This window comes from Listeria weihenstephanensis, from assembly GCF_003534205.1.
GTDB classification, from domain to species: domain Bacteria; phylum Bacillota; class Bacilli; order Lactobacillales; family Listeriaceae; genus Listeria_A; species Listeria_A weihenstephanensis.
The window spans coordinates 1,018,516-1,043,731 of the sequence record NZ_CP011102.1 but is presented as its reverse complement, the minus strand read 5'-3'; the positions used below and the strand labels follow the sequence as shown (position 1 = coordinate 1,043,731).

Genomic DNA, 25,216 nt, shown 5'->3' with positions numbered 1-25,216 from the left:
TCCCTAAATACCGCCAACCTAAACCCTCTTCAAACAAATTAATGTAAAATCATCACGTAACTCATAATCCTGCAGTTTACAAAGACGATCATACACTTCCTTCACTAACTTTTGTGGTGCCAAGCCAATACTATCTTTGAAAACGGTAATTAAATCCTCGCGCTCAATAAAACCGTCCGCCGTTCTCGTTTCTGTCACACCATCTGACATAATAAAAATCATATCATCCTTGGCAACTTGTTTTTCAAAAGCGCGATATGTAGCATTGCGATCAATTCCAAGCGGTAAGCCTCGCGCATATAAATCCGTAAAACTCTGCGTCTGCGCATCAAAATAAAGTCCCACTTCATGACCCGCTGATGCAAATTCAAACAAATGATTTGTCGTGTCGTACAAGCCATAAAACATCGTAATAAACATGTTATCATCAATATTCGTCTCCGCAACCTCGTTCAAGTTCTGCAGCATCTCACTCGGCGTTTTCGCATCACCTCCGTAGTTATCTGAAGCATATTTTAGCATCGACATACTAAACGCTGCCGGAATCCCTTTTCCAATCACATCCGCAAGCGTGACGCTAATCTTATTTTCCCCTTCATTCGTAAAGCTGTAAAAATCACCGCTCATTTGGCGCATCGGAACGCTAACTGCTCCAACCTCAAGCCCGGCAACATTCGGAATATCAGATTTCATCATTGTTTTTTGCATATCCTCTGCTTGCGCAATCTCACGACGTAATGCTTGCTGTTCTGTCCGCAAACTTAAATGTTCCATATGCGCCATACCATAACCCATCATCATTTCAAGCAAGACATCAAATGAGGACGAAACATGCGTTGGTAAATTGGCATCGTACTCTTCCAATATAGCGCGGTGCAAATTCACGATTTCCTCTGGTGACACACCGTTTTCCATACCTTCGCGCGTCAATTTTTCACATGAATAAAGTATTTCTTCGTCTTGACTTTCTAAGTATCCCAAAATAATATCTCTATATTTCTCTTTAAATTCGTTAATCTCCCTTGACTCCATCTTGCGTCCTCCCTATCGGACCCATTTCTGTGTAGTAATAATGGTTCCTCGTTTCCCTTCCTCTACGCTCGATACTAAATCAAACGTATCCATTAACCTTTTCACACCTGGCAAACCTGCGCCAAGACCTCCCGAAGTTGTGTAGCCATCTTGCATGACTTGTCTCACATCAACGATTCCCGGGCCTTTATCTCTAGCGATGATTTTAAGTCCATCTTTTCCTGTTCCTGTCATTTTTTCGATACAAATTTCTCCAGTTCCCGCGTAAAGAAAAATGTTCCTCGCAAGCTCACTTATGGCCGTGGTTATTCTCGCTTGATCCACTGTACCGAAGCCCGTTTCTTTAGAAATTTTTCTTCCCAACTGGCGAGCGGCGACAATGTCCCACTCATTTATTATTCTGACACAGGATTGGAACTCCATCTCTATTCCCCCAATTCCTGTTTTAATTTGTCCAAACCACTTTCTAGATCCATCGCGGAAAGGACACCTTCAAATGTAATTCCAAGCTCAATCAACGTAATCGCAACTGCTGGCTGAATTCCCGTTACAACCACTGTCGCGCCCATCAATCTGGACATGCTGACAACATCTCCAAGAATTTTTGCAATAAAAGAATCAATGAAATCAATCGAGGTAATATCGATCACAACACCCCGTGATGAAGTCTCATGAATTTTAGCAAGTAGATCCTCTTGAAATTCTATCGCCGTCTGATCATCTAGTTCACTCTGGATGGAAATTAATAAACATTCTCCCAATTTTAATATCGGAATTCCCATTCTTTCACCCCTTCTTCTCCACTATCTCTCTATGTGTCATCGCGAGCGCTTTTTCCATACCCTTCTTCATCGTGCTTGTCGTGATAACTTGATCAAGCTCGATTCCAAGGTTTACAATCGTCTGTGCGATCTCTGGACGAATTCCAACCAGCATGGCTTGGCAACCAACCAGTCTCACTGCGTCCGATGCTTGGATAATGTGATGCGCCACCATTGTATCAACGATTGGGACACCAGTTATATCAATCAAAACAACGTCCGAACGATTTTTCACGACACCAATCAATAAATTCTCCATGATGAGTTTCGCGCGTTCCGTATCAATCGTTCCAATCAACGGCATCACCGAAATACCATCAAATATCGGTAACAATGGGGCCGATAACTCTTGTAACGCCGTTCTTTGTACTAAAGCCGTCTTTTCCCAAGAATCCGCGTAGGCATTCACGACAACACTGTACATCGTCGATAACCATTTTTCAAAAGTATAGTAAATATCTTCGTCCGCATTTTCTTTTTTTGTCGTGAATAGTCCTTGTTGCTTCATTTCGGTATACACGAGAAGTCCGAACAATCGCAGCCCTGTTGTTATGAAACGGATCGTCCAACCAAGTTGCACCACTTTTTCAGCAAAATTATCTAGCTTCTCATCGAAAGAACCATCCTTTGTTCCAAGGACATTGCCCACCATTAAATCTAAAAATTCACGACTCGTATCCTCATAAAAGATATCACTTGTTACTTGAAGTATATCTGGATCCGCCTGTTTCTTCATTTCATCCATCCATTTATGAAGCAACACGTCTTTGTTCGTGTGGATAAAATTTGAAAAATCTCTATACATATCTCTCTTTCCAACCTTTCTTTCTCTTGCCATTTGAGGCCCATCTGTCTATCTCTAAAAAAAGAGACATGAGAAAAGCAAGGGGGGGAGCAAAATGGGGTTTGCCACAGCCTAAGAAGCTTTTCTCATGTCGGTTACTTAAAAGTCAGACATTTATATTCTAAACTCAAGTATTGTATATATGTAATCTTTTAGTCTTTCCTGAATCTTCACGAAACTTACACGTACCGTTCCTCTTCATTCCTTCGTAAAGCCATATTCACTAATTAATTATGTAAGAGATACATCGGCTCTACTCAAAAATATTTGCAATTTTAAAAATCTACTAAGCCCATACTGATTTCTAACGCCTGATTTACTTTGTTCATAAGATTATCATCTAAATGCGTAATCTTATCCGTCAAGCGTTGTTTATCAATCGTTCGAACCTGCTCAAGTAATATAACAGAATCGCGATCAAAACCATGTTTCCGAGCTGCCTCAACGTGAGTCGGCAATTTGGCTTTAGAAATCTTTGCCGTAATTGCCGCCACGATGACAGTAGGACTAAATCGATTGCCAATATCATTTTGAATGATGAGAACAGGCCGTATTCCCCCTTGTTCACTTCCAACAACAGGAGACAAGTCCGCGTAGTAAACATCCCCACGCTTCACCATCGGCTCATTCACCCTCCTAAAACTTGTATATTTTTATCCTCAGCTTCCGATTCGACATGCGTACATTCACACGCAATCGAAAAATTAATCGAAGCCATTTCTGTGTACCCACGTTCCATTTCGTCATGCAAATCGCGTGCTTTTCTTTGACGTAAAAATTGCTGCGTTGCTTCCATAATCATTTCACTCCGCCCCATTTTATCCTTTGCCCGAGCCTCATCTAAGTCGTCTAATACTTGCTGCGTCATTTCTACCCAGATTTCTGTCGTGTCTGTCTTTTCTAACACGCGTCACACCCCCAGCTGTGTATTACTCTATAACATGTATATCGTAACACTATAGACGCGCGATTGAAAGGCTTTTCGAGGTGATTTTCTACAAAAATACGCTATTAGACCCGATTTCCTACTTAGTATGCTAGTCATAATACCTAAGCGTTAGGAAATACGATGTGTACTTTCTCATTATAATTCCTAATCAAAAACTATGCACGTAAAAAACCTCAGCGAATGTATTTTTTTGGTACGCGTTCTGAAATCAAACACGTAATTTCATAATTAATCGTGTTTAAATGGCGCGCTGCAACGTCCGCCGAGTTCGGTCCACCAATCAGGGTTACTTTTGTCCCAACAGGATATTTATAAGGTAATTTGATGATGCACTGATCCATGCAAACTCGACCAATAACTGGCATCAAAATACCGTCCACCGATACTTGGAATCCAGAATAAGCGCGAATAAATCCGTCCGCATACCCGACTGGCAACGTTGCAACCCATTCCTGTTCTGTCGCCTCATACGTTGCACCATAGCTTACGTGATCGCCTGGCGCCAACTCTTTGACCTGTACCATTTCCGTGTAAAACGAGAGCGCAGACTGCAATTCGAACGGCAAAACTGGCAAAATTTCTGGTGATGGCGTCAAACCATACATCGAAATGCCAAAACGAACCGCATCGAAACCAGATTGATCTTGAAGCATGCCCGCAGCGCTATTCGCACAATGGACTATCGCTGGACGCGTGTCAAGTGCCTCCACTACTTCACGAAAACAGCCTAATTGCTTTTCAAAATACGCCTTGTCCAACTGATCGGCCGTCGCAAAATGCGTGAAAACACCTTCAAAAACGACATCATCACGTGACGCGATCGCTCGCTCCATTTCCCGTACAGCTTCCATCGAACGCAAGCCAAGTCGACCCATACCCGTATCCACTTTGACATGCACTTGAAGCGCTGGCACCATTTTTTCAAGCCCCACGAGCCATTCTACATCAAATAACGTAATCGAAATCCGCTGACTCGCCACAAGCTTGGCAAACTTGCGAGATACCGCTCCCATCACAAGAATGAAATCATCGAATCCTGCTTCTCGAAGCGCCAAAGCCTCATCCAAAATCGCAACACAAAATCCTTTTGCACCAGCTTCTTTCGCGGCTTTTGCAACCTCAATAATACCGTGTCCATAAGCATTCGCCTTCACGACCGCGAGTAAAGAAACATCATTTGGCAAGTTCGCGCGTTCCTTTTCAATATTAGCCTTAATCGCTCTCAGGTCAATTTCCACCCACGTCGGGCGGTGCCAACCAACTACTGCCATTCCTTTCTCCCCCGATCCACATCTTCTATAATCACTTGCGCCGCAGCACTTCTACCAGTATGCGTAATGCTCACAAAAACCTGTTCATCGAGCCGTTTCGGTTTCGTTAAAATCGGGCGACCATTCGGCAACGTCAGAATCTCGACATCCGTGAAGCTAAGCTCCTTGCCAAAACCAGTCCCGTTCGCCTTTGCATACGCCTCTTTCGCCGAAAAACGCCCAGCTAAAAATTCGACTTTTCGTGAACCGCTATATTTTGCGAGTAGCACCTGCTCTTCTTCCGTCAAAATACGTTCCACAAACCGCGGATTATGCTCCAAAACTTGCTTGACCCGCTCCAAATCAATCATATCAAGACCAATCCCTTTAATCATGATCTCACCTTTTCAAGCAAAGCAAGCGCCTCATTTGCCGCTTCTTTCCCGCCATCAATACAATCAGGAATTCCAACACCACGATAAGACATTCCTGCCAAAAACACCGTTGGATGACTTTCCCTCAAGTCCGCCTCCACTTTCTTCAAGCGTTCTTGATGCCCAACCGTATATTGTGGCATTGCCTCCTTCATCCGACTTACTTCATAAAATAACGGTTTTCCGCGCAAGCCAATCATTTCCTTTAAATCCGCCTGCACCTTATCCGCCATTTCCTGATCCGTCTGATCTAGCAGTCCAACTTGACCCGCTTTCCCAAGAAAACCACGCAACAAAATTTTCCCATCTGGTACCATGTGTGGCCATTTTTCATGCACCCACGTACACGCCGTAATATGATAATCACCCGTTCGCGCAACTAAGAAACCCGTTCCCTCAGGAATTTCCGGTACCGCCTCTTTATCAAAAGCTAGCGAAATTGTCGCCAAACTCGTCATCGGTTGCGCCTTTAATGGTTGCAAGGCTGGCACGTCCAAAAGAGACAAAACAACATCATGCGTCGCAGCAATAATGATCGCATCCGCCACAATCCGTTCCCCACTCTCCAAAACGACCGTTGTGCTCTCAATCGATTTTACCTTTGTACACGCGTGTAATCGTTCTGCTGGAAGAGACGCCACGAGAGCATCCGTCAAAGTCGACAGTCCACCATCAAGCGTCCGAAAGGCACCAACCGTTTTCGCCGTTCCCGTCGTATTAACCGTTGCCGGCCGATGACTTTTGAGTCCGTACATCAAACTCCGATGCTCTTTTGCCGTCTGCTCGAATTGTGGAAAAGTCGCACGCAAGCTCATTTCATAAATGTTACCTGCATAAATTCCCGCAAGCAGTGGCTCAATCAAGCGCACCACCATCTCCTTGCCAAAGCGATACTCGAAGAAGTCCCCAATCGACTGATCAGCATCCGTCACGTTTGACTCCAACATTAACTCCTCAAGCGCGCGAATTTTCCCATCCTCCGTCAACAAATCGCTCTCAAGTAATGCACGAATATCTGTCGGGATTCCCATAACCGAACCCTCAGGAATCGGATGAAGCGCTTTTTCATGATAAATATACGATTTTCCCGTCGCGTTCGTTATTAACTGATCGGTAAGTCCCAGCTCCTCGACAAGTGCCATTCCCGCAGGTTTACGCGCTAAAAAAGAGTCCGGACCCTTCTCAATAATAAAGCCATCGCGATGCACCGTATTGAATTTCCCACCGAAATGATCATCCGCCTCAAAAAGCTGCCAATCCACCGCTTCACCATCCACTTGTTTATTCAGATAATGCGCTGCTGATAATCCCGTTAAGCCGCCGCCAATAATTACGATTTTTTTCATTGGAATCCTTCTTTCTCTGATTAATTAATCACTTATTTGATGGTTGGTACCAACGATAGAGTTCATTCGCATCGCGCTCGGCAATGTACCTAACATAAGACTGCAAATGCGTTTGTCCCGATTTCAACAATACAGAAAAATGAACCACTTGCCCTTTTCTCATCCAAATACTCTGCGAATGCGTCACAGATTGCACTCGGCGCTTCAACATGAAATCCGTCCGCTTAGAAATAAATCCACGTCCTTGCAAAACAAGCTCCGTCTCCGTCGTTCCAAATCCAGTTGCCCGATACGCAGCATATGCTTTCCCTGCAAAAATCGGCAATAACAACAAGCTAAAAAGCCCCCACGGGAAATATAAAATAGTCAAAACTAGAATCACCGGCAACGTCCAAATCATATTAATGAAGAAGAACCGTCGCAAACTCGTTTTCGGCGCACGTTCCAATTGCTCCACAGGAAATTCATAATCCTCTAAAAACTGCGGCAGAATCTCCAATGCCTTCGCTTTTTTCACAATCGGTAAAATTAAAATGTCTCCCGAATGCTCCTCATCACCAGAGCTCCCAGCTGTCACCACACGTACCGAAGCCAATTTCAGCATTTGACGTAGCGGTGATTCAATCAATTTTATCGACTGAATTCGCTCAAAAGAAATCGAGGTGTGTTGTCTTTGTAATAAGCCTTTTTCAATCACGATATGATCCTCAAACTTCATCAATTTAAACTGGAAGTACTTAAATAAGGTGGCGACAATCGCTGCGCCCCAAAGGATTAGCAATACAATGATGGCGATAATGACAATAATCAGCACGCCATAATGCACGAGTGCGTTGAATTGTTCTTGTACGAAATCTTCTGGAATAAGGTCACGAAACTGCTGTCCGAACGCCAAAATAATTAATAAAATCCCAAAAACACCGCCCGATGTGACTGCCATAAGCAATAATTCCTTCACTTCGAGTCCGAAAGTGAGCAATGGTTTCTCGTCCAACGTCGCTTTTATCGCGGGCATATCGACCTTTTCGCCGTCTTCTTCCGCGATTTCCTCTATCTTACCAGCACGCAAATCCTTCAATTCCTGCGCCACACTTGCTGGAACCGCGCTTAAATCCGCCTCGGCCTTTCCACCACCCGCCGTCTCAATCAAGATTTGAACGACATGAAATGGCATATAAAAGAACCATTGTTTTTGCTGTACCGTCTGAATTCGCTCATACGGAATGTAAATATTTTTCTTAAAAAACAGCCCGTACTTCACGCTGATCCCTTTATCATCCATACGATAACGGTACGTAAAATATTTGATCAAAGCAGGCGCTAGCAAAATCACAATTAAAGCGAGAACAAGCAGCGGATACATCCACCACGATAAAATTCCTTTTCCATTAAGGTTTCGAAATACCGTGAAAATGACGACTGCAATAGGAATAATGCTTTGCCTAATATTCGTAATCAGTTCTTTAATCAGCGCGATTGGATGTAAACGTCTATCTTCATACATCTTCCTTCGCCACCTTTACAAGCTCTAAAATGTGATGGCGCAACGTATCCGACTCCTCCGCCCGCACCGCTTCAATATGATGCACAGTCGCAGCCGTTGAGATCGACACCCGAACCAATTTTTGTCGACGAAGCAATGGTCCTTGATCTGTCTCTACATGCTGCACACGAATCATTGGAATCAACACCCGACTTCTAAAAATAATTCCGTGCTGAATCTCAATCTCATCATGTCTAATTTGATAACTCCACCTCGCCCAACGAAACGGTACGATAACTAAGAATGTTAGGATAAAATATAGAATCGTCACGCCATAGCCAATCGCACTCCACCACAATGAAACATCCAAGAAATAAAACATAATTGCCAATCCTGTAGAAACGAGTAAAAACAATGTAAGCGTAATCGCGTACGTTTGACGCCAAACTGTTTTGATCTCCTCAGGTAACTTCTTTTCTAAACTCTCGAGCTCCACAAAACGTCCCCCTTTTTCTTTTAATGATACTTGAAAAACCTTGAAAGATAAAGCCCCATCTATCTGCTTTCATCTGGTCAAGAAAGCAAAATGTTATCCAGATTACTCCTACATGTGTATAATATAACATCTAGCAAACATTTCTTATTCTTTTCGCCCTTTATTCACAATTTGTTCATTTTTACGTTTTATACTAGAGAAAAGAAAGGCGGTAATCCGTATGAAAAAACGATTTTTAGGACTATTACTATTCACTTTATTCTTCTCAACAAACATGCATTTACCCGCCAGCGCAGCGACGACTTCACCCGTAACCTCCAGTAAAACGGCCAATGAATTTGTGGAAATGTTTGAAATAGATAGCTATACAGCGTCAAACCCTTATATTTTAGTATCAGGAAACACAGCAACGATTATGTTCTCAACAGACGAAGATGCCAAAGTAAGCGTTCGCGGTAGTTCAACCTATGACAAGTCAACCGAGTACACAACCGTTCAAGAACTCACTGTCAACAACCTAAACCCAACGAACCAACTTATACTTACTGTGACAAACAAATCAGGCGTGAGCAAATCCTATCCAATAACGATCAAAACCACATCAGAACCCAAGCAAAAAGTAATGCCAATGATCGCTGAAACGGCCATCACAAACGTTAGAAGAAGCGATTCTTAGAAAACTCTTCTCGATTTTTCATATTCATTTCACTTTCCTACTATAGTATGTAACTTAACAACTGCTGAAGGGAATGCTTGCATGAAGAAGAAAATCGGATTTGGCGTACTGTGCTTCCTGATTGCACTAGGCGTAAGCATCGTACTAACGATACCTGATGTAAAAGATACGGCGGATTATTTAAAAACGAATTATATCGAAGCTACAACCGTAAACAAAGTAACCGATCCCTTCACCAATCTGATAGAAGAGAAGAAAGATTGGCTAGTTCAAACACTAGAAGGATCATAAAAAGCATGATAACAGTCGATTTTTTTGCGACCTGTCATCATGCTTTTTTACGTGTTAATTAATAATTTTTTTGAAATCGATACGTTTGTTGATATAGTACATAATCGGTGCACCAATGGCTAGCACGATGAATTCGCTGATAGCCAGTGTTAACCAGGTATACAAAAACGGCCATTTTAATACTACAGCCAATTCCCAAGCAATGATAAACATTGTCGCAGAGAACACGAGCGTCGTCAAAACCATTCTGACCTTCACATTCGCAACATAGCGACTCAGCAAAATAACAATGGCTAACGAGATGGCGGACTGCCCTACCCCAAACACCCAGTCATACCAACCCAGTGGCGAGAAGAAGTTCGCAATTAACACCCCGATCACAATTCCAAAAAAGTACTTCTTATCGAACACGATTAAGTGGTTGAACATTTCAGACAAACGAAATTGAATATTCGTAAACCCAAAAGGCGCTACAACCAGCGTCACGACAACATAAAGTGCCGCAACGATCGCATTTACCGTTAGCGTTTTAATTTTCATTATATAATTGCTCCCTTAGTTTTTTAACGTAGGATGGTTTCGAACTACGTTTTCTCATTCATGTTACCTTAAAAAGTCCCCTACATCAACCCCATATCGCTTCATAATACGTACTTTTCAACTTTTTTTATGAAGTAAACGGTTTCTTTGAAAAAAGTGCTTGCTTTTTTTCGTAAATGGGTGTAAATTCAATTATAGACTTTAATTGTCCACGATGAAGTTTTTTCTTTAACTTCAATCATCGACAAAGAATATCCACAATGAAATCGAGGTGAATTTAACATATGCAGTTAACCAAAGGCGTTGAGCAAGCCATTTGCATTATCGTCCTATTATCCACACAAGATAATAACAACCCACTAGCATCCGACACGATTAGTGAGCATTTGCAAGTGTCTCCTTCTTATTTAAAAAAGATTATGCGCAAACTCGTTGTCCAGAATATTATCCGATCCGTGCCTGGCAATAACGGCGGTTTTTCACTGGCGAAAAGTCCGGAGCAGATTACGTTGCTAGAAGTCGTGGAATCGATGGAAGGCCCGATATCTATTTATCCAGACACAGGCTTGATTAACAAAGTTTTCCGCGATGGCGAGCACACTTCTAAAGGGGAAGCAGTGTTACACGATGTTTTTAACGGCGCCAATGACCTTATTCGCGACTACTTATCCAAACAAACAGCCGCAGACCTACTGAAACGCACGATGGAACAATCTGAAATACCAGTACTTAACTGGAACACAATGAATTTAAGCAATCAAAAGGAGAAAGAGTGAGTTTTATGAATATGTTAAAAAAAGAATGGAAACGACTTTTAAACAACAAAATCCTGCTCGTTTCGACGATCGTTATTATGTTTATCCCGATTTTATACGGTGGCGTTTTCCTAAAATCCGTTTGGGACCCGTATGGCAAAACAAGTGAGCTTCCTGTTGCTGTCGTCAATGAGGACCAAGCGGCTAATTACGAAGGCCAAGAGCTCGATGTCGGGAATGAACTCGTCAAAGAACTGAAGAAAAATAACGATTTAGGCTGGAATTTCCTTGATGCGAAGACTGCCAATGAAGGTTTGAAAGACGGCAAGTACTATATGGTCATCACGATTCCGAAAGACTTTTCCAAAAATGCCTCTACCGTTCTTGATGCAACGCCTAAAAAAATGAATCTTTCTTATGAAATCAACCCCGCGCAAAACTATATCGGGGAAGTCGTAACCGGCCAAGGCGCATCAGCAGTCAACGCCAAAATTTCAAAAAAAGTAACGGAAAGCTATGCCAAAGCGATTTTTTCACAAATTTCAAAAGTTGGCAATGGCATGGAAACAGCCGCTGACGGTTCTAAGAAAATCGATGACGGTACGATTCAGTTGAAAGACGGCAGTAAAACGCTGACCGAAAAACTCAATGAACTCGCGAAAAGCACGCCGAAACTCGCAGATGGCGCGAATAAAATCAATGTAGCGCTAAGTACGACCGTTTCAGATGGCGTGAGCAAATTAAATGATGGCGCTGGAAAACTAAACAGTTCCCTCGGTCAATACACAGCAGGCGTTTCCCAAGTCCAATCAGGTCTTGGCAAATTGCAAGACGGAACAGCGAAACTAAATGCGAATTCTCCCGCCTTACTTGATGGCAGTAGTAAACTCGCAGATGGCCTTAGCACGCTAAACGCTAGCACAGGAACGCTCGCCGCTAAAGTCCCTGAATTAAACAGCGGACAACAATCTTTGAACAGCGGTTTACAAAAATTACAAGCAGGCAGCACAAAACTGGATGCTGGTCTCAATAAGCTAGCAGACGGACTTCCAACCGCTTCTAACGTCAAAGAACTAACCACTGGACTAAACGCCATGAAAGATGGTATCAGCACGATTAACTCCTCTGTACAAGCAGGCGGAGATCTAAGCGCTTCGATGAAAACACTGCAAACGAACCTACAAACAATGGAATCCGCCATCACAGATCTAGGAAAATCAATCCAAACAAATGGCAAAAACACAACCACAGCTGTCGCTAGTACAACGGCATTCCAAACCCTGACACCAGCACAGCAAAAAGAAATTACCGACGCGCTTAGCAAAGAACTGACACAACAAGCTAGCCAACAAGTCGCAATCGCTCAAAAACTCGGTAACAATCTATCGAGTACAGCAGACATTTTACAAAACAAATTACAACCAGTCGCTGGAAGCTTAGGTACACTAAAAGCTGGCGTTGCAGAACTCAATAGCAAAGCATCTACCGGCCTACCAGTTGCAGTGAAAGCAATTCAAGGCTACGACACGATCCGAGGTGCATTTACAGCGCCAAACAACGGAATTTTAGCAGGATCAGCACAATTAAAAGCAGGTCTTGATTCAGCCGTATCTGGGAGCAATCAATTAGCATCTGGAACAGCTACCTTAAACAACAGCGTTCCTGCCTTAGTCGGTGGCGTATCGCAACTTGCAGAAGGATCTACCGCTTTAAACAGTGGCCTACAAACATATACAAATGGCGTAGGTACAGTGAATAATGGCATCAACCAAGCCAACAACGGTGCCACACAATTAACACAAAACAACCCGGCCCTACTTGCAGGCTCATCCGCACTAGCAGCTGGCACAAATACACTTGCAGGTGGCTTACCAGAACTTGTGAACGGTACAAACGCACTTGCAACTGGCGCAACACAAGTCAGCGATGGCTCTGGCAAACTAGCAACAGGCTCTGGAACAATCGCTTCCAACCTCGTGAAATTAAACGACGGTACAAGCGAACTGGCAACCAAACTAAAAGACGGTGCAGCAGAAGTTGGCAAAATCGATCCTTCATCAAAAACGTACGATATGATCGCACAACCAACCGATCTCACCGAGAAAAAACTAAGCAACGTACCAAACTACGGTCACGGTCTAGCACCTTACGTACTATCACTTGGCTTATACGTCGGCGCATTGGTATTCAACTTTATCTTCCCAATCCGTCGCCCATCCATGACACCGACGTCTGGCGTATCATGGTGGCTAAGTAAATTCTCGATCGGCTTCGTTGCCGCGATTTTACAAGCATTGATTCTTGATTTCGTCATGTTAGCGCTAGGCTTAGAAGTGGCACATATGGGAGACTTCTTCTTAATCTCCATTTTAACATCGCTCACCTTCATGTTCCTCGTTATGCTCTTGGCAACGGCACTCGGAAATCCTGGTCGCTTCATTGCGATGGTTATCCTCGTCTTGCAACTCGGAGCAAGTGGCGGTACATTCCCAATGCCATTAACAGACGGATTCTTCAATGCACTAAATCCATTCCTACCGATGACACATTCCGTTTACGGCTTCCGTCAAGCGATCTCATCTGGACTTGGAAACCAGCTTTTCGTCGTCAGTGCATGGGTTTTAGTCGGCTTGATTATTCTTTTCAACGCCCTGCTCATCCTGACGCTAACGATCAGAAAAAACAAACGCTTCCCAGTGACAACACTACATGAACAAACTGTATAAATAAAAACACCGCGAAATCCGGCCGTCATGGCTTCAGATTTCGCGGTATTTTTTATTCTAATTCCAGCTCGATTTCCTCTTTAAAAATTCGTTTCCCCTGCTCCGTCAAAAGCGGATAAACAATGCCCCACAAACTATTCAGCGGACTTTCCTTCATCGCCGAACTATTGTAAAGATCACTCGCTGGCATCCAATAAACCTTTACCATGTTTATCAGCTCAACCACGCCATCGATTTGGCCCGGCAACTGTTCTTTCTCCATATTACCCGCGCTTTCCAATATTGCAAAACTCTCCTGCAACATCTCAAAACGCGTTTTTAAAACCCGAACTTGCAACTGATAAATCTCATCGCTCACTTGCGCCAGCTGATCCGAATACCGGAAGAAATAATCATTCTTCTTCTGATGCACGATCCCCTGAATGAAAAATTGATGCAATTCCAGCAATGTCCGCGGTGTCTCTGGAAGCTGATATCCCTTACTTTGCTCCAAAATAACCGCCTCAATCAGATCTTCTTTTCGCTTAAAATAATACGTCAAATTACCAACACTAATTTGGAGGGCATCCGCCACATTTCGCATCGATACATCATTATAACCATTCTCACTAAACAATTCCTGAGCCATATCTAAAATAGCTTCTCGCCTATCCTTCTTCACGGGCATTCCTCTTTTCTTAAAAGTATCTCTATTGACATTCTAGTACATACGTGCTAACGTGTCAACACCACTAGTACACTTGTGCTAAAATAACGAATGGAGGTCATTACAATGACAAACGAAATAAACATATCACGATTAGGACTAGGACTAGGCTGGAGCCGCATGACCAATAAAACCGATAGCGCTAGCCGAGCAGAAAGCATCAAAACAATCCATACAGCCCTAGATGCTGGCATTAATCTCATCCATACCGCAGATTTTCACGGCGCAGGATATAGCGAAATGCTCGTTGGTGAAGCACTCCAAGGTTCCCGCCGCGACCAAGCTTTCGTATCTCTTAAATTTGGCGCATTAATGGCTTCCCGCATAACCAGTGGTAAAATAATACTTGTGATAAAATAGGCAACAAGTCCTAAGAAAGCTCCTCCAATGAGTGAACGATATAGTGCTCTTCTTTTGAAACTTCGGAATTCCTCTGCATCGTTAAACTCCGTAACATTCAATCCTTGGCGCCCAATTTGGATATAGAAGTAAATCGGTATCGTCACATTAATGATGAACAAACCTATTGTACCAGCGCTTGTTTCATGATTGACTTGGTCTAAAATCATCAGAATAAATTGTAGAATCATGATACTCATCCACAAAACTAGCGCCATATTCGCTAAGATACGTCTAATTTCTTGCGATTGATATTCATCACGTTTCGTATCGATACCGATAAAATAATTGAACCACTTTTCTTTAGAATTCATGTCTCACTGACCTCCTCAAGCCAAAATAATGTATTTAAATCTGTGTTCAAAGCTTTGGCGAGCCTGATACATAAATCAAGCGACGGATTATATTTATCATTTTCAATCAAGTTAATCGTCTGCCTCGCAACACCTATTTGCTTCGCCAAATCAAGCTGCGATAGCTTTTCCCGTTTTCGATGTTCCTTTACATGATTCATATCAGCCGTTCCTTTCTGTCTTGTATATATGACATATTACAGGTCACCCCCCAGAATGTCAACTATATATGATATATTTATATTTTCTCTTGCCTTGGTGCTAACTCCAAGGTTTATAATAAAATAGAACATTAGATGGAGGTGACGAAGGATGAATATTAAACAAGCCGCCGACAAGTTTGACTTAACTGTAGATACATTGCGTTATTACGAAAGAGTTGGCGTTATCCCACCTGTTCGCCGCAATGCAAGTGGTTATCGAGATTATTCGACAGGCGATTTAAATTGGATTTACCTCGCGAAAAATTTACGCAAAGCTGGGTTATCCGTGGAGTCTCTCATCGAATTTGCCACGCTCGCTCAATTACGGGAAACGCAAAATGTCGAGGAAGCTCAAAAACAAGTTTTGCGAGATCAGCTGAAAGAGCTCGACGGTAAATTAGCGGACATGAACGAAGTACGTGATCTACTCGTCTATAAAATCGAAACGTACGACGAACATATCGCGAAGTTTAAAACGGGCGAAATAAATGCCGAGAACATCGAAAAACTATGGGAAAGAAAACATGATTAACTATTTTTAGGAGGAATTATGTATGAAAATGGTCAGATTGAATAACGGTGTGGAAATACCAATTCTAGGATTTGGAACGTATCAAATTACGGACCCAGAACAAGCAGAAACCGCTGTACAAGAAGCGATCAGAGCAGGCTATCGCCACATTGACACCGCACAAAGCTACATGAACGAAGAAGCGGTTGGTCGTGGCATCGCTAAATCTGGCGTCGCGCGCAAAGAACTATTTATCACAACAAAAATTTGGGTTGAAAACGTTAGCTACGAAGGTGTTCTATCCTCATTTGAGCGTTCACTAACACGCCTTGGTCTAGACTACATCGATTTGCTACTAATTCACCAACCTTATAGCGATGTTTACGGTGCTTGGCGTGCTATGGAAGAATTGCAAGTACAAGGGAAAATTCGAGCAATCGGGGTCTCCAATTTTGCAGTAGATCAGGCCGTCGACTTAGCTGAATTCAATACGGTGACACCGCAAGTCAACCAAATCGAAATCAATCCATTCCAACAACAAACGAAAAACATCGCGGCGCTAAAAGCAGAAGGAATCATGCCAGAAGCCTGGGCGCCATTCGCGGAAGGAAAAAATGATATATTTCATAATCCAATACTAGTCAAAATCGGTGAAAAATACGGCAAATCTGTCGCACAAGTCATTACGCGCTGGTTGCTGGAACAAGGTATTATTGTCCTCGCAAAATCGGTGAAACCAGAACGAATGCAGGAAAATCTCGATGTCTTTGATTTTGAGCTAACAGACGCGGATAAAGAGAAAATCGCAACGTTAAATGAGGGAGAAAGCCAGTTCTTCTCTCACGCTGATCCAGAAATGATTCGCTGGATGGCAAGCCGGAAACTGGAAATTTAAACTACGAAAAAAGCTTAGTATCTTGTGATGAGAGCAGGTTTCTATCATCTCTCATTCATCATACTAAGCTCTTTTTTTATTTTTCAATTGCTTCTAATTCCGCCTCATTCACAGCAATAGCACTATTATCAACCTGCATTGGTGCCACATACTCACCGTTTTCCTCTACGTATAACCCTTGCGTTGGATTAATAATACTTGAGGGCGTCCCTTCATAATCTTGCAGAAAAAGTAAATACTCTTTGTCTGTCTCAAGAAGTACTTCGCCAGCTTCCGAATAATCTACGCCATTTTTCTTACCATGAGTTTGCTTCACTTCCACAATATCCCCAACCTCATGATTTCCCTTAAAATCTGTTATTACTCTAACTCGGAATACACGACATGGAGAGGTTCCATCATCAGCATTCTGATTTAAACTTACAGCGGCTCGCTCCTCCATCGTCAATTCTTTAAGATTCCATTTCGCCGTTGTATCAATTAATTTGTCTTCGTAAGATTCTACTTTACCTTTAAAAATAGTATCTGCATGGTTTACTAATTCCTTAAAATTAGCGTATATCGGATATTCTCTATTTATAACGGCCCTCACAACCTCATTATTGTTCACCGATTCTTGTTCTGCAATAGCGTCAACTTTATTATCTGTTTTTCCTATTATAAGAAATACACTAGTCACTAATAAAAGTATCGTAGCGCTTACATATAAAATTGTTTTACGCCTCATCTATCATCTCTCCCATCTATTTATATTTCGCATTGATACCAGTTAAATACTCACTTATTGGAGTAAAGGTTATCACTCTATTCCAAAAAGTATATCATATAACTTTTACAAAAGATAATATTTCTAAACATAAATATATCGATTCCAAATATTATGCTTCATATTTCATCTAATCTCTAACTCAAAATCTCTATTTTAGAATGAAACATAACAAAAAGCTCCGAATCAGTTAGTAACAACCAATTCGGAACTTGATATTTATTATTTAGCGCTGCCGCCTTTGTTTCCGCCGCCGCCAGAGCTTGGTTTACGATCGTTGCTGTAACGACGTCCGCCGCCGCCATTTCCAGCGCCTGAACCGCCTTTGCCTCGATAACCGCCGCCTCCGCCTTTGCGATCTCCACCGCCGCCAGAGCCACCACGATAGCCGCCTTTACCGCCTCCGCGATAGCCGCCGCCACCTTTGCCTTTTCCGCCGCCGCCTTTGCCTCCACGATGAGGTAATGGACGTTCTTCGGAAATATGGACTGGTGTTTGGTCTGGTTCTTTAGATAACAGTTTCAACATTGCTGCTGCGATATCTGTTGGATCGTATTCTTCTAGTAATTTCGTTGCTACTACTTTATAGTCAGCTAGGCTGTCTTCGCGAACGATATCGCTAATTTTTTCAGTAGCTACGCGCAATTGACCTTCGAATGCTTCGTCCCATGTTGGTGGTTGAAGTGGTGTCATGCGTTTTTTCGTAGTATCTTCCACGATTTTTAGGTAACCCATTTCACGTGGTGATACGAATGTTACTGCCATACCTTCTTTACCGGCACGACCAGTACGTCCAACACGATGGACATATGACTCTGGATCTTGCGGAATATCGAAGTTATAAACGTGTGTTACACCAGAAATATCTAGACCACGTGCTGCTACGTCTGTTGCAACAAGGATATCGATTTTTCCTTCTTTAAACTTACGCAATACGCTCATACGTTTCGCTTGGGTCAAATCACCATGAATACCTTCCGCAACATAGCCACGCATGTCAAGCGCGCGAGATACTTCGTCAACACGGCGTTTTGTACGACCAAATACGATCGCAAGTTCAGGTGCTTGTACGTCTAAAAGTCTAGAAAGAACATCAAATTTCTCTCTTTCGTTCACTTTCACAAAGAATTGCTCGATCAATAGAGCTGTCATTTCTTTTGTTTTTACTTGTACCAATTCTGGGTTTTTCATGAAACGTTCTGCGATGCGTTGGATTGGTTTTGGCATTGTTGCTGAGAATAGCAACGTTTGGCGATCGTCTGGAACTGTTTTTAGGATCGACTCGATATCATCGATGAATCCCATGTTTAGCATTTCATCCGCTTCATCCAATACTAAAGTTTCCACGTTTTCTAGACGCAACGTTTTACGGTTGATGTGATCTAGAATACGTCCTGGCGTACCAACAACGATTTGTGGATTTTTCTTTAATGAACGGATTTGACGACTGATGTCAGAACCGCCGTATACTGCTAAAACGTGAAGGCGTTTGTCAGATGCTAAACGATATAGCTCTTCTGAAACTTGAATCGCAAGCTCACGTGTTGGCGCGATAATTAGCGATTGTACACCTGTTTTTTTAGTGTCAATTTTGTTGATAAGTGGCAAACCAAATGCTGCCGTCTTACCTGTACCTGTTTGTGCTTGTCCAATAATATCTTTACCTAAAAGACCTAGTGGAATTGTTTTTTCTTGGATTGGGGTAGCTTCCTCAAATCCCATTCTGTTTACTGATTTAACAATTAGCGGATCTAAACCGAACTCCGAAAACTTTGTCAATGTCATTTCTCCTTTAAAAATAAGTTTTTTTGGGAGAGCACTTTCTCATTTTCATCATCTTTACTCATCGTTTTAATTCATCTGGTTAATGCAAGCTCGTTCTTTTCTTCATTCGAAATAACGCCCGCATTTTTCATTTTTCTGCAATAGAAAAGCTTGGATATACCAAGCATATGATTCACGACATAATGGAGGCTGGGAGCAAACACCTAAAGCCGACAAGCTATCGGTTCAGTCCACAGTCTCTTACGCAAAAAATAAAAAAGCCCTCTAATAATAATGTAGGCTTATACTAAAAACCTAATTAACTTCCACAAATCATCATAACATGAATCCCTTGTGTTTTCAATGAATATACTCGATTTAAGTGTGATATTTTTGTTTTATTTCCGAGTATGCGCATACATATGAAGTGGGTACGCAATTTACCATTTATAAAAAAGCAGCTTGCAACAACTTAAATTGCCGAAAGCTACTTTTAGATTAGTTTGTAGTGTATTTTTTGATCCATTTTACGAGAACAATAATGAGAAGTATGAAAGTCATGATGATGAGTGATTGTACTGCACCTAGGAATAGGGCTCCCAGTATATCTGAAAAGCTAGTATCCATTAATAACATAATATCGAAAAAGCTACATGCTGCGAAAAGCGAAATCCAGGTTATCCATAGCATTTTTTTCATGTTAATCCTCCTATATTGTTGTTAACCCTGCTACGATGTCTTTTAATCCCATACCATAAGAGCCTTTTACCATAATGTATTCGTCTCCGGTAACTTGCGATAATAGTTCGTTTTTAAGGGCTTCTCTCGTCTCGAAGTAGAATACGTTTTCCTCACCAATTTTTTCTGTGGCAGCTTTTGCGAAAGCTTCGATATGATTTCCGTATGCAAAAACTTTATCGATGCTTCCTTTTTCGATGGATTTTCCGACGTTATAGTGAAACGTATCTGCATCTTCGCCAAGTTCTAGCATATCTGCTACCACGACGAATTTCTTTTTATTCGGCGCTTCTAGATGCATAAACGTCTTCAAAACAGCCATTAACGCAGTTGGACTCGAATTGTATGCATCGTTTAAGATATCGCTACCTTTTGTTCCGACCAGCCATTCTAAGCGGCTATTGGAGCGTTCCATATTCGCTAAGGCTTCTTTTACATCAAGTGCTGAGATGCCGAGTTCGTTCGCCGCTAACATCGCTGCCATTGTATTGAAAACGTTATGCTCCCCAACGATTGGCACGAAAATTTCGACCTCTGGTGCCACATTTGTCGTGAAGGACGTGCCTTCCATTTCTGTACGCATCATTAGCGGGTGTAAATCACCTTTTTCACCAAAAGTTGCGACGCGATATTGGTCGGTTATTAGTGGTTTCAGAAGTTCCTCTTCACTTGGATAAATTAATAAACTAGTGGACGCCAAGCCTGCTGTTATCTCCATTTTGGCTTTGGCGATCTCTTCACGTGATCCTAAATGCTCCAAATGAGCCTCACCAACGTTAGTAATTAGCGCGATATCTGGATTCACAATTTTTGTAAGGACTTCGATTTCGTGGCGATGATTCATGCCCATCTCAAGTACTGCAACTTCTGTATCCCTAGGCATGCTAAGAATCGTGAACGGTAAACCGATATGATTATTAAAATTCCCACCGGTTTTATGTACGCGATATTTCGATGCTGCGATTGCTGCCATAATGTCTTTCGTCGTTGTTTTACCATTGCTTCCCGTAATCGCGATTGTTTTTGGATTCACCTCTTGTAAATATGCTTTTGCCAGGTCTTGCAGTGCCGTCAACGTATCTTCCACCATCAAAACTGGAACGCCAGCAGGAGGATTCGGCACATCTTTTTGCCAGAATGCCGCACTTGCTCCCGCCTCATGTGCATCTTTCACAAATGCGTGCCCGTCACGGGATTCACCGATGAACGGAACAAATAAGTCCCCCGCCTTGATTTGACGCGTATCAAAACACACTCCAGTTAAGGCTACGTCGCCCCACTCGCTTATGTCATTTAAAACTGGGATCATGTCTGCAATTTCTGCTATCGTTTTTTTCAATTTTTCACCCTCCAAAATTCCGAGAAAAAAGCAGTCCGCATTTGGCACTGCTTTCCTAACTCGATTAATCTTCTAATGTATATTTCAATTTATTTTTCGCATCATGACGTTCTTTTGCAAGCTCAACCAATTTCACAATCAGCTCCGAATATGGCAAACCTGTTTCCTGCCAAAGTAGCGGATACATGCTGTATGGCGTGAATCCTGGCATTGTGTTGACTTCATTTAAGAAAATCTGGTTATCCTGCGTTACAAAAAAGTCAGCGCGTACGAGCCCACTACCAGCGAGACCGATAAAAGCGCGCTTAGCATAATCTACCAATTGTTCATAAATCGCGGGATCAAGCTCTGCTGGAATCGCCATCACCGTATCGTTATCTTGATACTTCGCCCGATAATCATAGAAAACCGCTTCGGCACCTTTTGGAATAATTTCGCCAGCAACCGAACAAGCAGGTACATCATTACCAAGCACTGCAATCTCGATCTCACGTGCTACAACGCCTTGTTCCACCACAATTCGGCGGTCATAACGAAGCGCTTCGACCATGGCTGCAATCAGCGTTTCACGGTCTGTCGCTTTACTAATACCAACACTCGAACCAAGATTCGCAGGTTTTACAAAAACGGGATATTCCAATTTCGCCTCGATTTTTTCAACGATCGCGTCCTCAGTTTCTTGCCATTCAATCGCGCGAACCGAAACATCAGGAACTTGCGGAATACCAGCGTCTGCGAATACCATTTTCATCACGATTTTATCCATCGCTGCGGCCGAAGCCAAAACGCCAGCTCCAACGTAAGGAAGGTTAAGAACTTCAAGCAAGCCCTGAACTGTGCCATCTTCGCCGTTTGGTCCATGCAATAATGGGAACACAACCATAGAGTCCATGTCGCCTTCTTCACGCAATGCCGCTGGACTAACTGCCAAGCCGTGCGATGCCGAACCTTTCGTGTCTGTCAGCTTCAAAGCATTTTTAGATTCGAAACGTAATTGCTCTACAAAATCAAGTTTTCCAGTTAAATCCGGGCCTTGCACCCAGTCACCCTCGTTCGTTATGTAAATGGGCTTTACCTCAAATTTATTAAATTCTAATGCGTTTATCACTGAAAAAGCCGTCTGTAAAGAAATCTCATGTTCTGCCGACTTTCCGCCATATAAAACTACTAATTTCGTTTTCATGTTACCCCTCCGTTATAACTTACCTAAATCAATACAATCTATTTTAACATGTTTTTGCGCGAAAGAAAGAAAAAGCACTGAAAAATTTCTCAGTGCTCTAGAATCAAACGCCACTTGTCAACTTCAAGCCAATAACACCAGCGATGATCAGCGTGATGAACAAGAGTTTAAGCGCGCTTTTCTTCTCTTTAAAAAGTAGCATCCCCATGACAACGGAACCGACAGCGCCAATCCCTGTCCAAATCGCGTAGCCTGTTCCGATTGGAATCGTTTTTAGTGCCATCGAAAGCAAGAAGAAACTCGCGATCATAAATATAATCGTCAACAATGAATAATTTAATTTCTTAAAGCCTTCGGAAAGCTTCATCATGACTACAAATGCCATTTCACACAAGCCGGCAATTAATAAGAATATCCATGCCATCACGATTCACCCGCCTTTTCATCCGACTTAGAACCGCCATCGACCAATTTCAACCCGATAATTCCCGTCAACAACACGATCAGCGAAACAATTTTCCAGATATTCGTCGTTTCATTTAAGAATAACATCCCGATAATCGCCGTCCCTGCCGCACCAATCCCCGTAAAGACCGCGTACGCCGTTCCAATTGGAATATTGCGCATCGCTCGTGCAAACAGATAGAAACTGACAATCAAAAAGGCAATCGTGAGTAAACTCCATCCTAACCTACTAAAACCATGTGCTTCCTTCAAGCCAAACGCCCAAACAATTTCAGACAGGCCAGCGAGCACCAAATAAATCCATGCCATCACTTTTTCCTCCTCATTTGTATTGGGCTGTCCCAAAAATATAGAAAATACGCAAAACACGTATCCGAAAGGTCATCCTCTCTAAGCGAGTAAAGCTTCTAAAGCGCTCCATGCTGCGTCTCGCCGTTTTTCAAAATCTTCTTTGCTGTATATTTCATGCTCCAGACTAAGTCCATCGAGCAAGCAGTAAAATACATAAATCCAATTTTCCTGTTGCGCTTTGTCCAACGTTTGAACTAAAATCGCGCCGATCGATTGCGACGTTAGCGCCTCATAGGTCGTCATCTCTTCACGCATTTGTTTGGCCAAGGCTTGCGGCGGAAAGAAAATCGCCCGTTGAAAAAATCGCTTCACCTGCGGGTCCACATTGAAATCCGTGACTTTATAGAAAAACGCATGCAACGCCTCACGCACCGTACTGTGTGTCTCTTTTACAACTTCATCAAGCATCACTAGTTCGTGCTTCATAACATCGCGGTATATCTCCATAAATAAGGCTTCCTTCGACGCAAAATGGGCATAAATCGACGGCGTCTTAATTCCAACTGCCTTCGCAATCTCCGATAAAGCCGTGCCCTCATAGCCCTGCTCCGCAAATAACGGTAATGCCGCCTCTTTCAACTGTGATTTCGACATCCAACCACTCCTAACTAACGATCATTAGTTTATTCTATCAAAAAAATCACCAAACGTAAAGCCCTAGTTTCGTGATTTTTAAAGTTTAGCAGTCAACCATCAATAACAGACCATTCATTTTGCCTTATATCATAGATCAAATGTGCAACTACGTGCTCATAATCAATCAGTTCATTCGAGCGAAGCAGCTCCTGCATATCATCTTTTAAATTAAGCCCGATCGGAACTTCAATCTGATTACGCGTTTTCACAGCATCATCAAAAGAAATACAAGCGCCCTCTTTAAAGTAAATAGCGAACTTCTTGAGCAAATCTGTTGGTATATCCGCAATTTTCTTGCGCTTCATAAATGGAAGTACAATTTTCTCGTTTGTCATTTGATTCATATTCTTCCAAATCGCATAACCTAATACATTATAAAATTGATCCAGGTTGCGATAATAAACCTTGTTATAGCGACCATCATTCTTCGTTAAATAGACAAAATTATTTTGGAGTTTATAATAAAACGGCGAGCGTAAATGCCGTCCAGTATGCGATAAATAAAGTAATTCAGCGACTTCTTGCGGTGTGAGCTGATTCACTAAATCAAGATCTTCAAAATCCACCCAACAAAAATCGTCATACTGCGAAACAGGCGCTTTTTGGAGTTCAGGCAACTCTTTCACATCGGTATAATGAAAAGACGTATGGGCATTAAAAGAAGCTTCTGGAAATTGGTGCTTTAACAATAAAATATTTTGAGGTGGCGACATCACACCATTCATAAAATCGCAAAAAGTAATACCGCTTGTCACAACATTATTTATCACATTATCCATATGTACATAAATCGTTTGCTGCTTCAAAATCTCTTTTTTCATTGCTCGCACTCACCCAATTCCTATGATTTCTCTTCATCTACACATCTATCTTTCTATCATACACCAGTTAGCTCAAAATGTGTGTGTCAATTGGCTCAAAAATTAATTACTAATTCATGACAAACTAGCTCTATTTCCTAAATCCTGTCTTATTCGGACTATTTTTTGACATTTATAAATAAAAAAACACCAATACCCATAAGTATCAGTGCTCAGAAGCAAATCTATGTAGTTAACGTACGCCTAATTTCACAACGCTTAAGTGGTTTTTTTGTAAGTTGCTCCAAATGTCATTTCTGGATTTGGTCTTCTCGACAAAAATACCTTTTTTCTCTAATTGTTTGATTACCTTATTTAATACATCTTTATTCTCTTGCAAATGGTATCACTCCAATCGCTTTTTAAGAAACAACCCGTTTTTTTATTTTTCTCTATAGGTTCAC

At 42.1% G+C, this 25,216-nt stretch carries 31 protein-coding genes, 1 pseudogene and 1 riboswitch; of the genes and pseudogenes, 7 read left to right on the top strand and 25 right to left on the bottom strand.

What is annotated here, in order from left to right:
* Window positions 1–18: 18 nt before the first annotated feature.
* The 11 genes from UE46_RS04980 to UE46_RS04930 form a co-directional block, all read right to left on the bottom strand.
* Window positions 19–1,032, bottom strand: coding sequence for a PP2C family protein-serine/threonine phosphatase (locus UE46_RS04980; RefSeq protein WP_036058519.1), 1,014 nt, complete (start codon window positions 1,030–1,032; stop codon window positions 19–21).
* Between the two features lie 12 nt (window positions 1,033–1,044).
* Complete coding sequence (locus UE46_RS04975; RefSeq protein WP_036058517.1) at window positions 1,045–1,455, bottom strand: anti-sigma regulatory factor; 411 nt, start codon at window positions 1,453–1,455, stop codon at window positions 1,045–1,047.
* Window positions 1,456–1,457: 2 nt separating this feature from the next.
* The gene (locus tag UE46_RS04970) at window positions 1,458–1,814 is read right to left on the bottom strand and encodes an STAS domain-containing protein (protein ID WP_036058516.1); all 357 of its coding nucleotides are present in this window, start codon (window positions 1,812–1,814) and stop codon (window positions 1,458–1,460) included.
* Between the two features lie 4 nt (window positions 1,815–1,818).
* Window positions 1,819–2,658 carry an RsbT co-antagonist protein RsbRA gene (locus UE46_RS04965; protein ID WP_118907809.1) on the bottom strand — a complete coding sequence of 280 codons (840 nt, stop codon included), beginning with the start codon at window positions 2,656–2,658 and terminating at the stop codon, window positions 1,819–1,821.
* 314 nt (window positions 2,659–2,972) lie between these two features.
* Window positions 2,973–3,317 (bottom strand): type II toxin-antitoxin system PemK/MazF family toxin, encoded by a 345-nt coding sequence (locus UE46_RS04960; protein ID WP_036058515.1) that lies wholly within the window; start codon window positions 3,315–3,317, stop codon window positions 2,973–2,975.
* A gap of 8 nt (window positions 3,318–3,325) precedes the next feature.
* On the bottom strand, window positions 3,326–3,604 hold the full coding sequence (locus UE46_RS04955; protein WP_036058513.1) for a CopG family transcriptional regulator: 279 nt from the start codon (window positions 3,602–3,604) through the stop codon (window positions 3,326–3,328).
* A gap of 215 nt (window positions 3,605–3,819) precedes the next feature.
* Window positions 3,820–4,917, bottom strand: coding sequence for an alanine racemase (gene alr / locus UE46_RS04950; RefSeq protein ID WP_036058511.1), 1,098 nt, complete (start codon window positions 4,915–4,917; stop codon window positions 3,820–3,822).
* Window positions 4,908–5,291 carry a holo-ACP synthase gene (acpS, locus tag UE46_RS04945; RefSeq protein ID WP_036058509.1) on the bottom strand — a complete coding sequence of 128 codons (384 nt, stop codon included), beginning with the start codon at window positions 5,289–5,291 and terminating at the stop codon, window positions 4,908–4,910. The genes alr and acpS overlap by 10 nt, the downstream gene beginning before the upstream one ends.
* Complete coding sequence (hemG, locus tag UE46_RS04940; protein WP_036058507.1) at window positions 5,288–6,676, bottom strand: protoporphyrinogen oxidase; 1,389 nt, start codon at window positions 6,674–6,676, stop codon at window positions 5,288–5,290. The genes acpS and hemG overlap by 4 nt, the downstream gene beginning before the upstream one ends.
* 28 nt (window positions 6,677–6,704) lie before the next feature.
* Window positions 6,705–8,180, bottom strand: a complete 1,476-nt coding sequence (locus UE46_RS04935) for a PH domain-containing protein (RefSeq protein WP_036058506.1) — start codon at window positions 8,178–8,180, stop codon at window positions 6,705–6,707.
* Window positions 8,173–8,655: a PH domain-containing protein gene (locus UE46_RS04930; protein ID WP_036058505.1), complete on the bottom strand. Its 483-nt coding sequence runs from the start codon at window positions 8,653–8,655 to the stop codon at window positions 8,173–8,175. Before UE46_RS04930 ends, UE46_RS04935 begins: the two co-directional genes overlap by 8 nt.
* 220 nt (window positions 8,656–8,875) lie before the next feature.
* Here UE46_RS04930 and UE46_RS04925 point away from each other — a divergent pair, with 220 nt between their 5' ends.
* The gene (locus tag UE46_RS04925; protein ID WP_036058504.1) at window positions 8,876–9,331 is read left to right on the top strand and encodes a hypothetical protein; all 456 of its coding nucleotides are present in this window, start codon (window positions 8,876–8,878) and stop codon (window positions 9,329–9,331) included.
* An 81-nt stretch (window positions 9,332–9,412) separates the two neighbouring features.
* Window positions 9,413–9,622, top strand: coding sequence for a hypothetical protein (locus UE46_RS04920; RefSeq protein ID WP_036058502.1), 210 nt, complete (start codon window positions 9,413–9,415; stop codon window positions 9,620–9,622).
* Window positions 9,623–9,676: 54 nt separating this feature from the next.
* On the opposite strand, the gene UE46_RS04915 is transcribed toward UE46_RS04920, so the two are convergent.
* Window positions 9,677–10,162: a QueT transporter family protein gene (locus UE46_RS04915; protein ID WP_036058500.1), complete on the bottom strand. Its 486-nt coding sequence runs from the start codon at window positions 10,160–10,162 to the stop codon at window positions 9,677–9,679.
* Window positions 10,163–10,171: 9 nt separating this feature from the next.
* A riboswitch (PreQ1 riboswitch) is annotated at window positions 10,172–10,216 on the bottom strand.
* 230 nt (window positions 10,217–10,446) lie between these two features.
* Between UE46_RS04915 and UE46_RS04910 the strand changes: the two genes are divergently transcribed.
* A complete protein-coding gene (locus UE46_RS04910; RefSeq protein WP_036058499.1) occupies window positions 10,447–10,938 on the top strand; it encodes an RrF2 family transcriptional regulator in 492 nt (163 codons plus the stop codon).
* 5 nt (window positions 10,939–10,943) lie between these two features.
* Window positions 10,944–13,643, top strand: a complete 2,700-nt coding sequence (locus UE46_RS04905; protein WP_036058496.1) for a YhgE/Pip domain-containing protein — start codon at window positions 10,944–10,946, stop codon at window positions 13,641–13,643.
* A gap of 52 nt (window positions 13,644–13,695) precedes the next feature.
* Here the strand turns inward: UE46_RS04905 and UE46_RS04900 are convergent, their stop codons facing one another.
* A complete protein-coding gene (locus UE46_RS04900) occupies window positions 13,696–14,304 on the bottom strand; it encodes a TetR/AcrR family transcriptional regulator (RefSeq protein ID WP_036058494.1) in 609 nt (202 codons plus the stop codon).
* A gap of 96 nt (window positions 14,305–14,400) precedes the next feature.
* On the opposite strand from UE46_RS04900, the gene UE46_RS04895 reads away from it, so the two are divergent.
* Window positions 14,401–14,709: an aldo/keto reductase gene (locus UE46_RS04895; protein WP_324604064.1), complete on the top strand. Its 309-nt coding sequence runs from the start codon at window positions 14,401–14,403 to the stop codon at window positions 14,707–14,709.
* Here the strand turns inward: UE46_RS04895 and UE46_RS16265 are convergent.
* Window positions 14,709–15,062: pseudogene (locus UE46_RS16265) on the bottom strand (DUF3278 domain-containing protein); the annotation flags it as partial. The gene UE46_RS04895 and the pseudogene UE46_RS16265 overlap by 1 nt on opposite strands.
* Window positions 15,059–15,262, bottom strand: coding sequence for a helix-turn-helix transcriptional regulator (locus tag UE46_RS04885; RefSeq protein WP_036058490.1), 204 nt, complete (start codon window positions 15,260–15,262; stop codon window positions 15,059–15,061). The gene UE46_RS04885 and the pseudogene UE46_RS16265, both read right to left, overlap by 4 nt.
* A gap of 151 nt (window positions 15,263–15,413) precedes the next feature.
* On the opposite strand from UE46_RS04885, the gene UE46_RS04880 reads away from it, so the two are divergent.
* Together UE46_RS04880 and UE46_RS04875 are read left to right on the top strand one after the other, a co-directional pair.
* Entirely contained in the window at window positions 15,414–15,836 is a 423-nt protein-coding gene (locus UE46_RS04880) for a MerR family transcriptional regulator (protein ID WP_036058488.1), read from the top strand.
* Window positions 15,837–15,858: 22 nt separating this feature from the next.
* The gene (locus tag UE46_RS04875) at window positions 15,859–16,710 is read left to right on the top strand and encodes an aldo/keto reductase (protein ID WP_118907450.1); all 852 of its coding nucleotides are present in this window, start codon (window positions 15,859–15,861) and stop codon (window positions 16,708–16,710) included.
* A 76-nt stretch (window positions 16,711–16,786) separates the two neighbouring features.
* Here UE46_RS04875 and UE46_RS04870 read toward each other — a convergent pair whose 3' ends face one another.
* The 10 genes from UE46_RS04870 to UE46_RS16395 all read right to left on the bottom strand — a co-directional run bounded on the left by UE46_RS04870 (window position 16,787) and on the right by UE46_RS16395 (window position 25,152).
* Entirely contained in the window at window positions 16,787–17,437 is a 651-nt protein-coding gene (locus tag UE46_RS04870) for a hypothetical protein (RefSeq protein WP_036058486.1), read from the bottom strand.
* Between the two features lie 261 nt (window positions 17,438–17,698).
* Window positions 17,699–19,255, bottom strand: coding sequence for a degradosome RNA helicase CshA (cshA, locus tag UE46_RS04865; RefSeq protein WP_118907449.1), 1,557 nt, complete (start codon window positions 19,253–19,255; stop codon window positions 17,699–17,701).
* A gap of 483 nt (window positions 19,256–19,738) precedes the next feature.
* Window positions 19,739–19,939 carry a hypothetical protein gene (locus tag UE46_RS04860; protein ID WP_036058485.1) on the bottom strand — a complete coding sequence of 67 codons (201 nt, stop codon included), beginning with the start codon at window positions 19,937–19,939 and terminating at the stop codon, window positions 19,739–19,741.
* A gap of 10 nt (window positions 19,940–19,949) precedes the next feature.
* Window positions 19,950–21,317, bottom strand: coding sequence for a UDP-N-acetylmuramoyl-tripeptide--D-alanyl-D-alanine ligase (locus UE46_RS04855; protein WP_036058483.1), 1,368 nt, complete (start codon window positions 21,315–21,317; stop codon window positions 19,950–19,952).
* Between the two features lie 64 nt (window positions 21,318–21,381).
* Window positions 21,382–22,500: a D-alanine--D-alanine ligase gene (locus tag UE46_RS04850; protein WP_036058482.1), complete on the bottom strand. Its 1,119-nt coding sequence runs from the start codon at window positions 22,498–22,500 to the stop codon at window positions 21,382–21,384.
* 103 nt (window positions 22,501–22,603) lie between these two features.
* The gene (locus UE46_RS04845; RefSeq protein ID WP_036058480.1) at window positions 22,604–22,924 is read right to left on the bottom strand and encodes a DMT family transporter; all 321 of its coding nucleotides are present in this window, start codon (window positions 22,922–22,924) and stop codon (window positions 22,604–22,606) included.
* On the bottom strand, window positions 22,924–23,274 hold the full coding sequence (locus UE46_RS04840) for a DMT family transporter (protein ID WP_036058477.1): 351 nt from the start codon (window positions 23,272–23,274) through the stop codon (window positions 22,924–22,926). Before UE46_RS04840 ends, UE46_RS04845 begins: the two co-directional genes overlap by 1 nt.
* 81 nt (window positions 23,275–23,355) lie before the next feature.
* Window positions 23,356–23,910 carry a TetR/AcrR family transcriptional regulator gene (locus UE46_RS04835; RefSeq protein WP_036058475.1) on the bottom strand — a complete coding sequence of 185 codons (555 nt, stop codon included), beginning with the start codon at window positions 23,908–23,910 and terminating at the stop codon, window positions 23,356–23,358.
* Between the two features lie 92 nt (window positions 23,911–24,002).
* Window positions 24,003–24,773 carry a hypothetical protein gene (locus UE46_RS04830; RefSeq protein WP_036058474.1) on the bottom strand — a complete coding sequence of 257 codons (771 nt, stop codon included), beginning with the start codon at window positions 24,771–24,773 and terminating at the stop codon, window positions 24,003–24,005.
* Window positions 24,774–25,005: 232 nt separating this feature from the next.
* A complete protein-coding gene (locus tag UE46_RS16395; RefSeq protein ID WP_249037288.1) occupies window positions 25,006–25,152 on the bottom strand; it encodes an Lmo0850 family protein in 147 nt (48 codons plus the stop codon).
* Window positions 25,153–25,216: the final 64 nt, after the last annotated feature.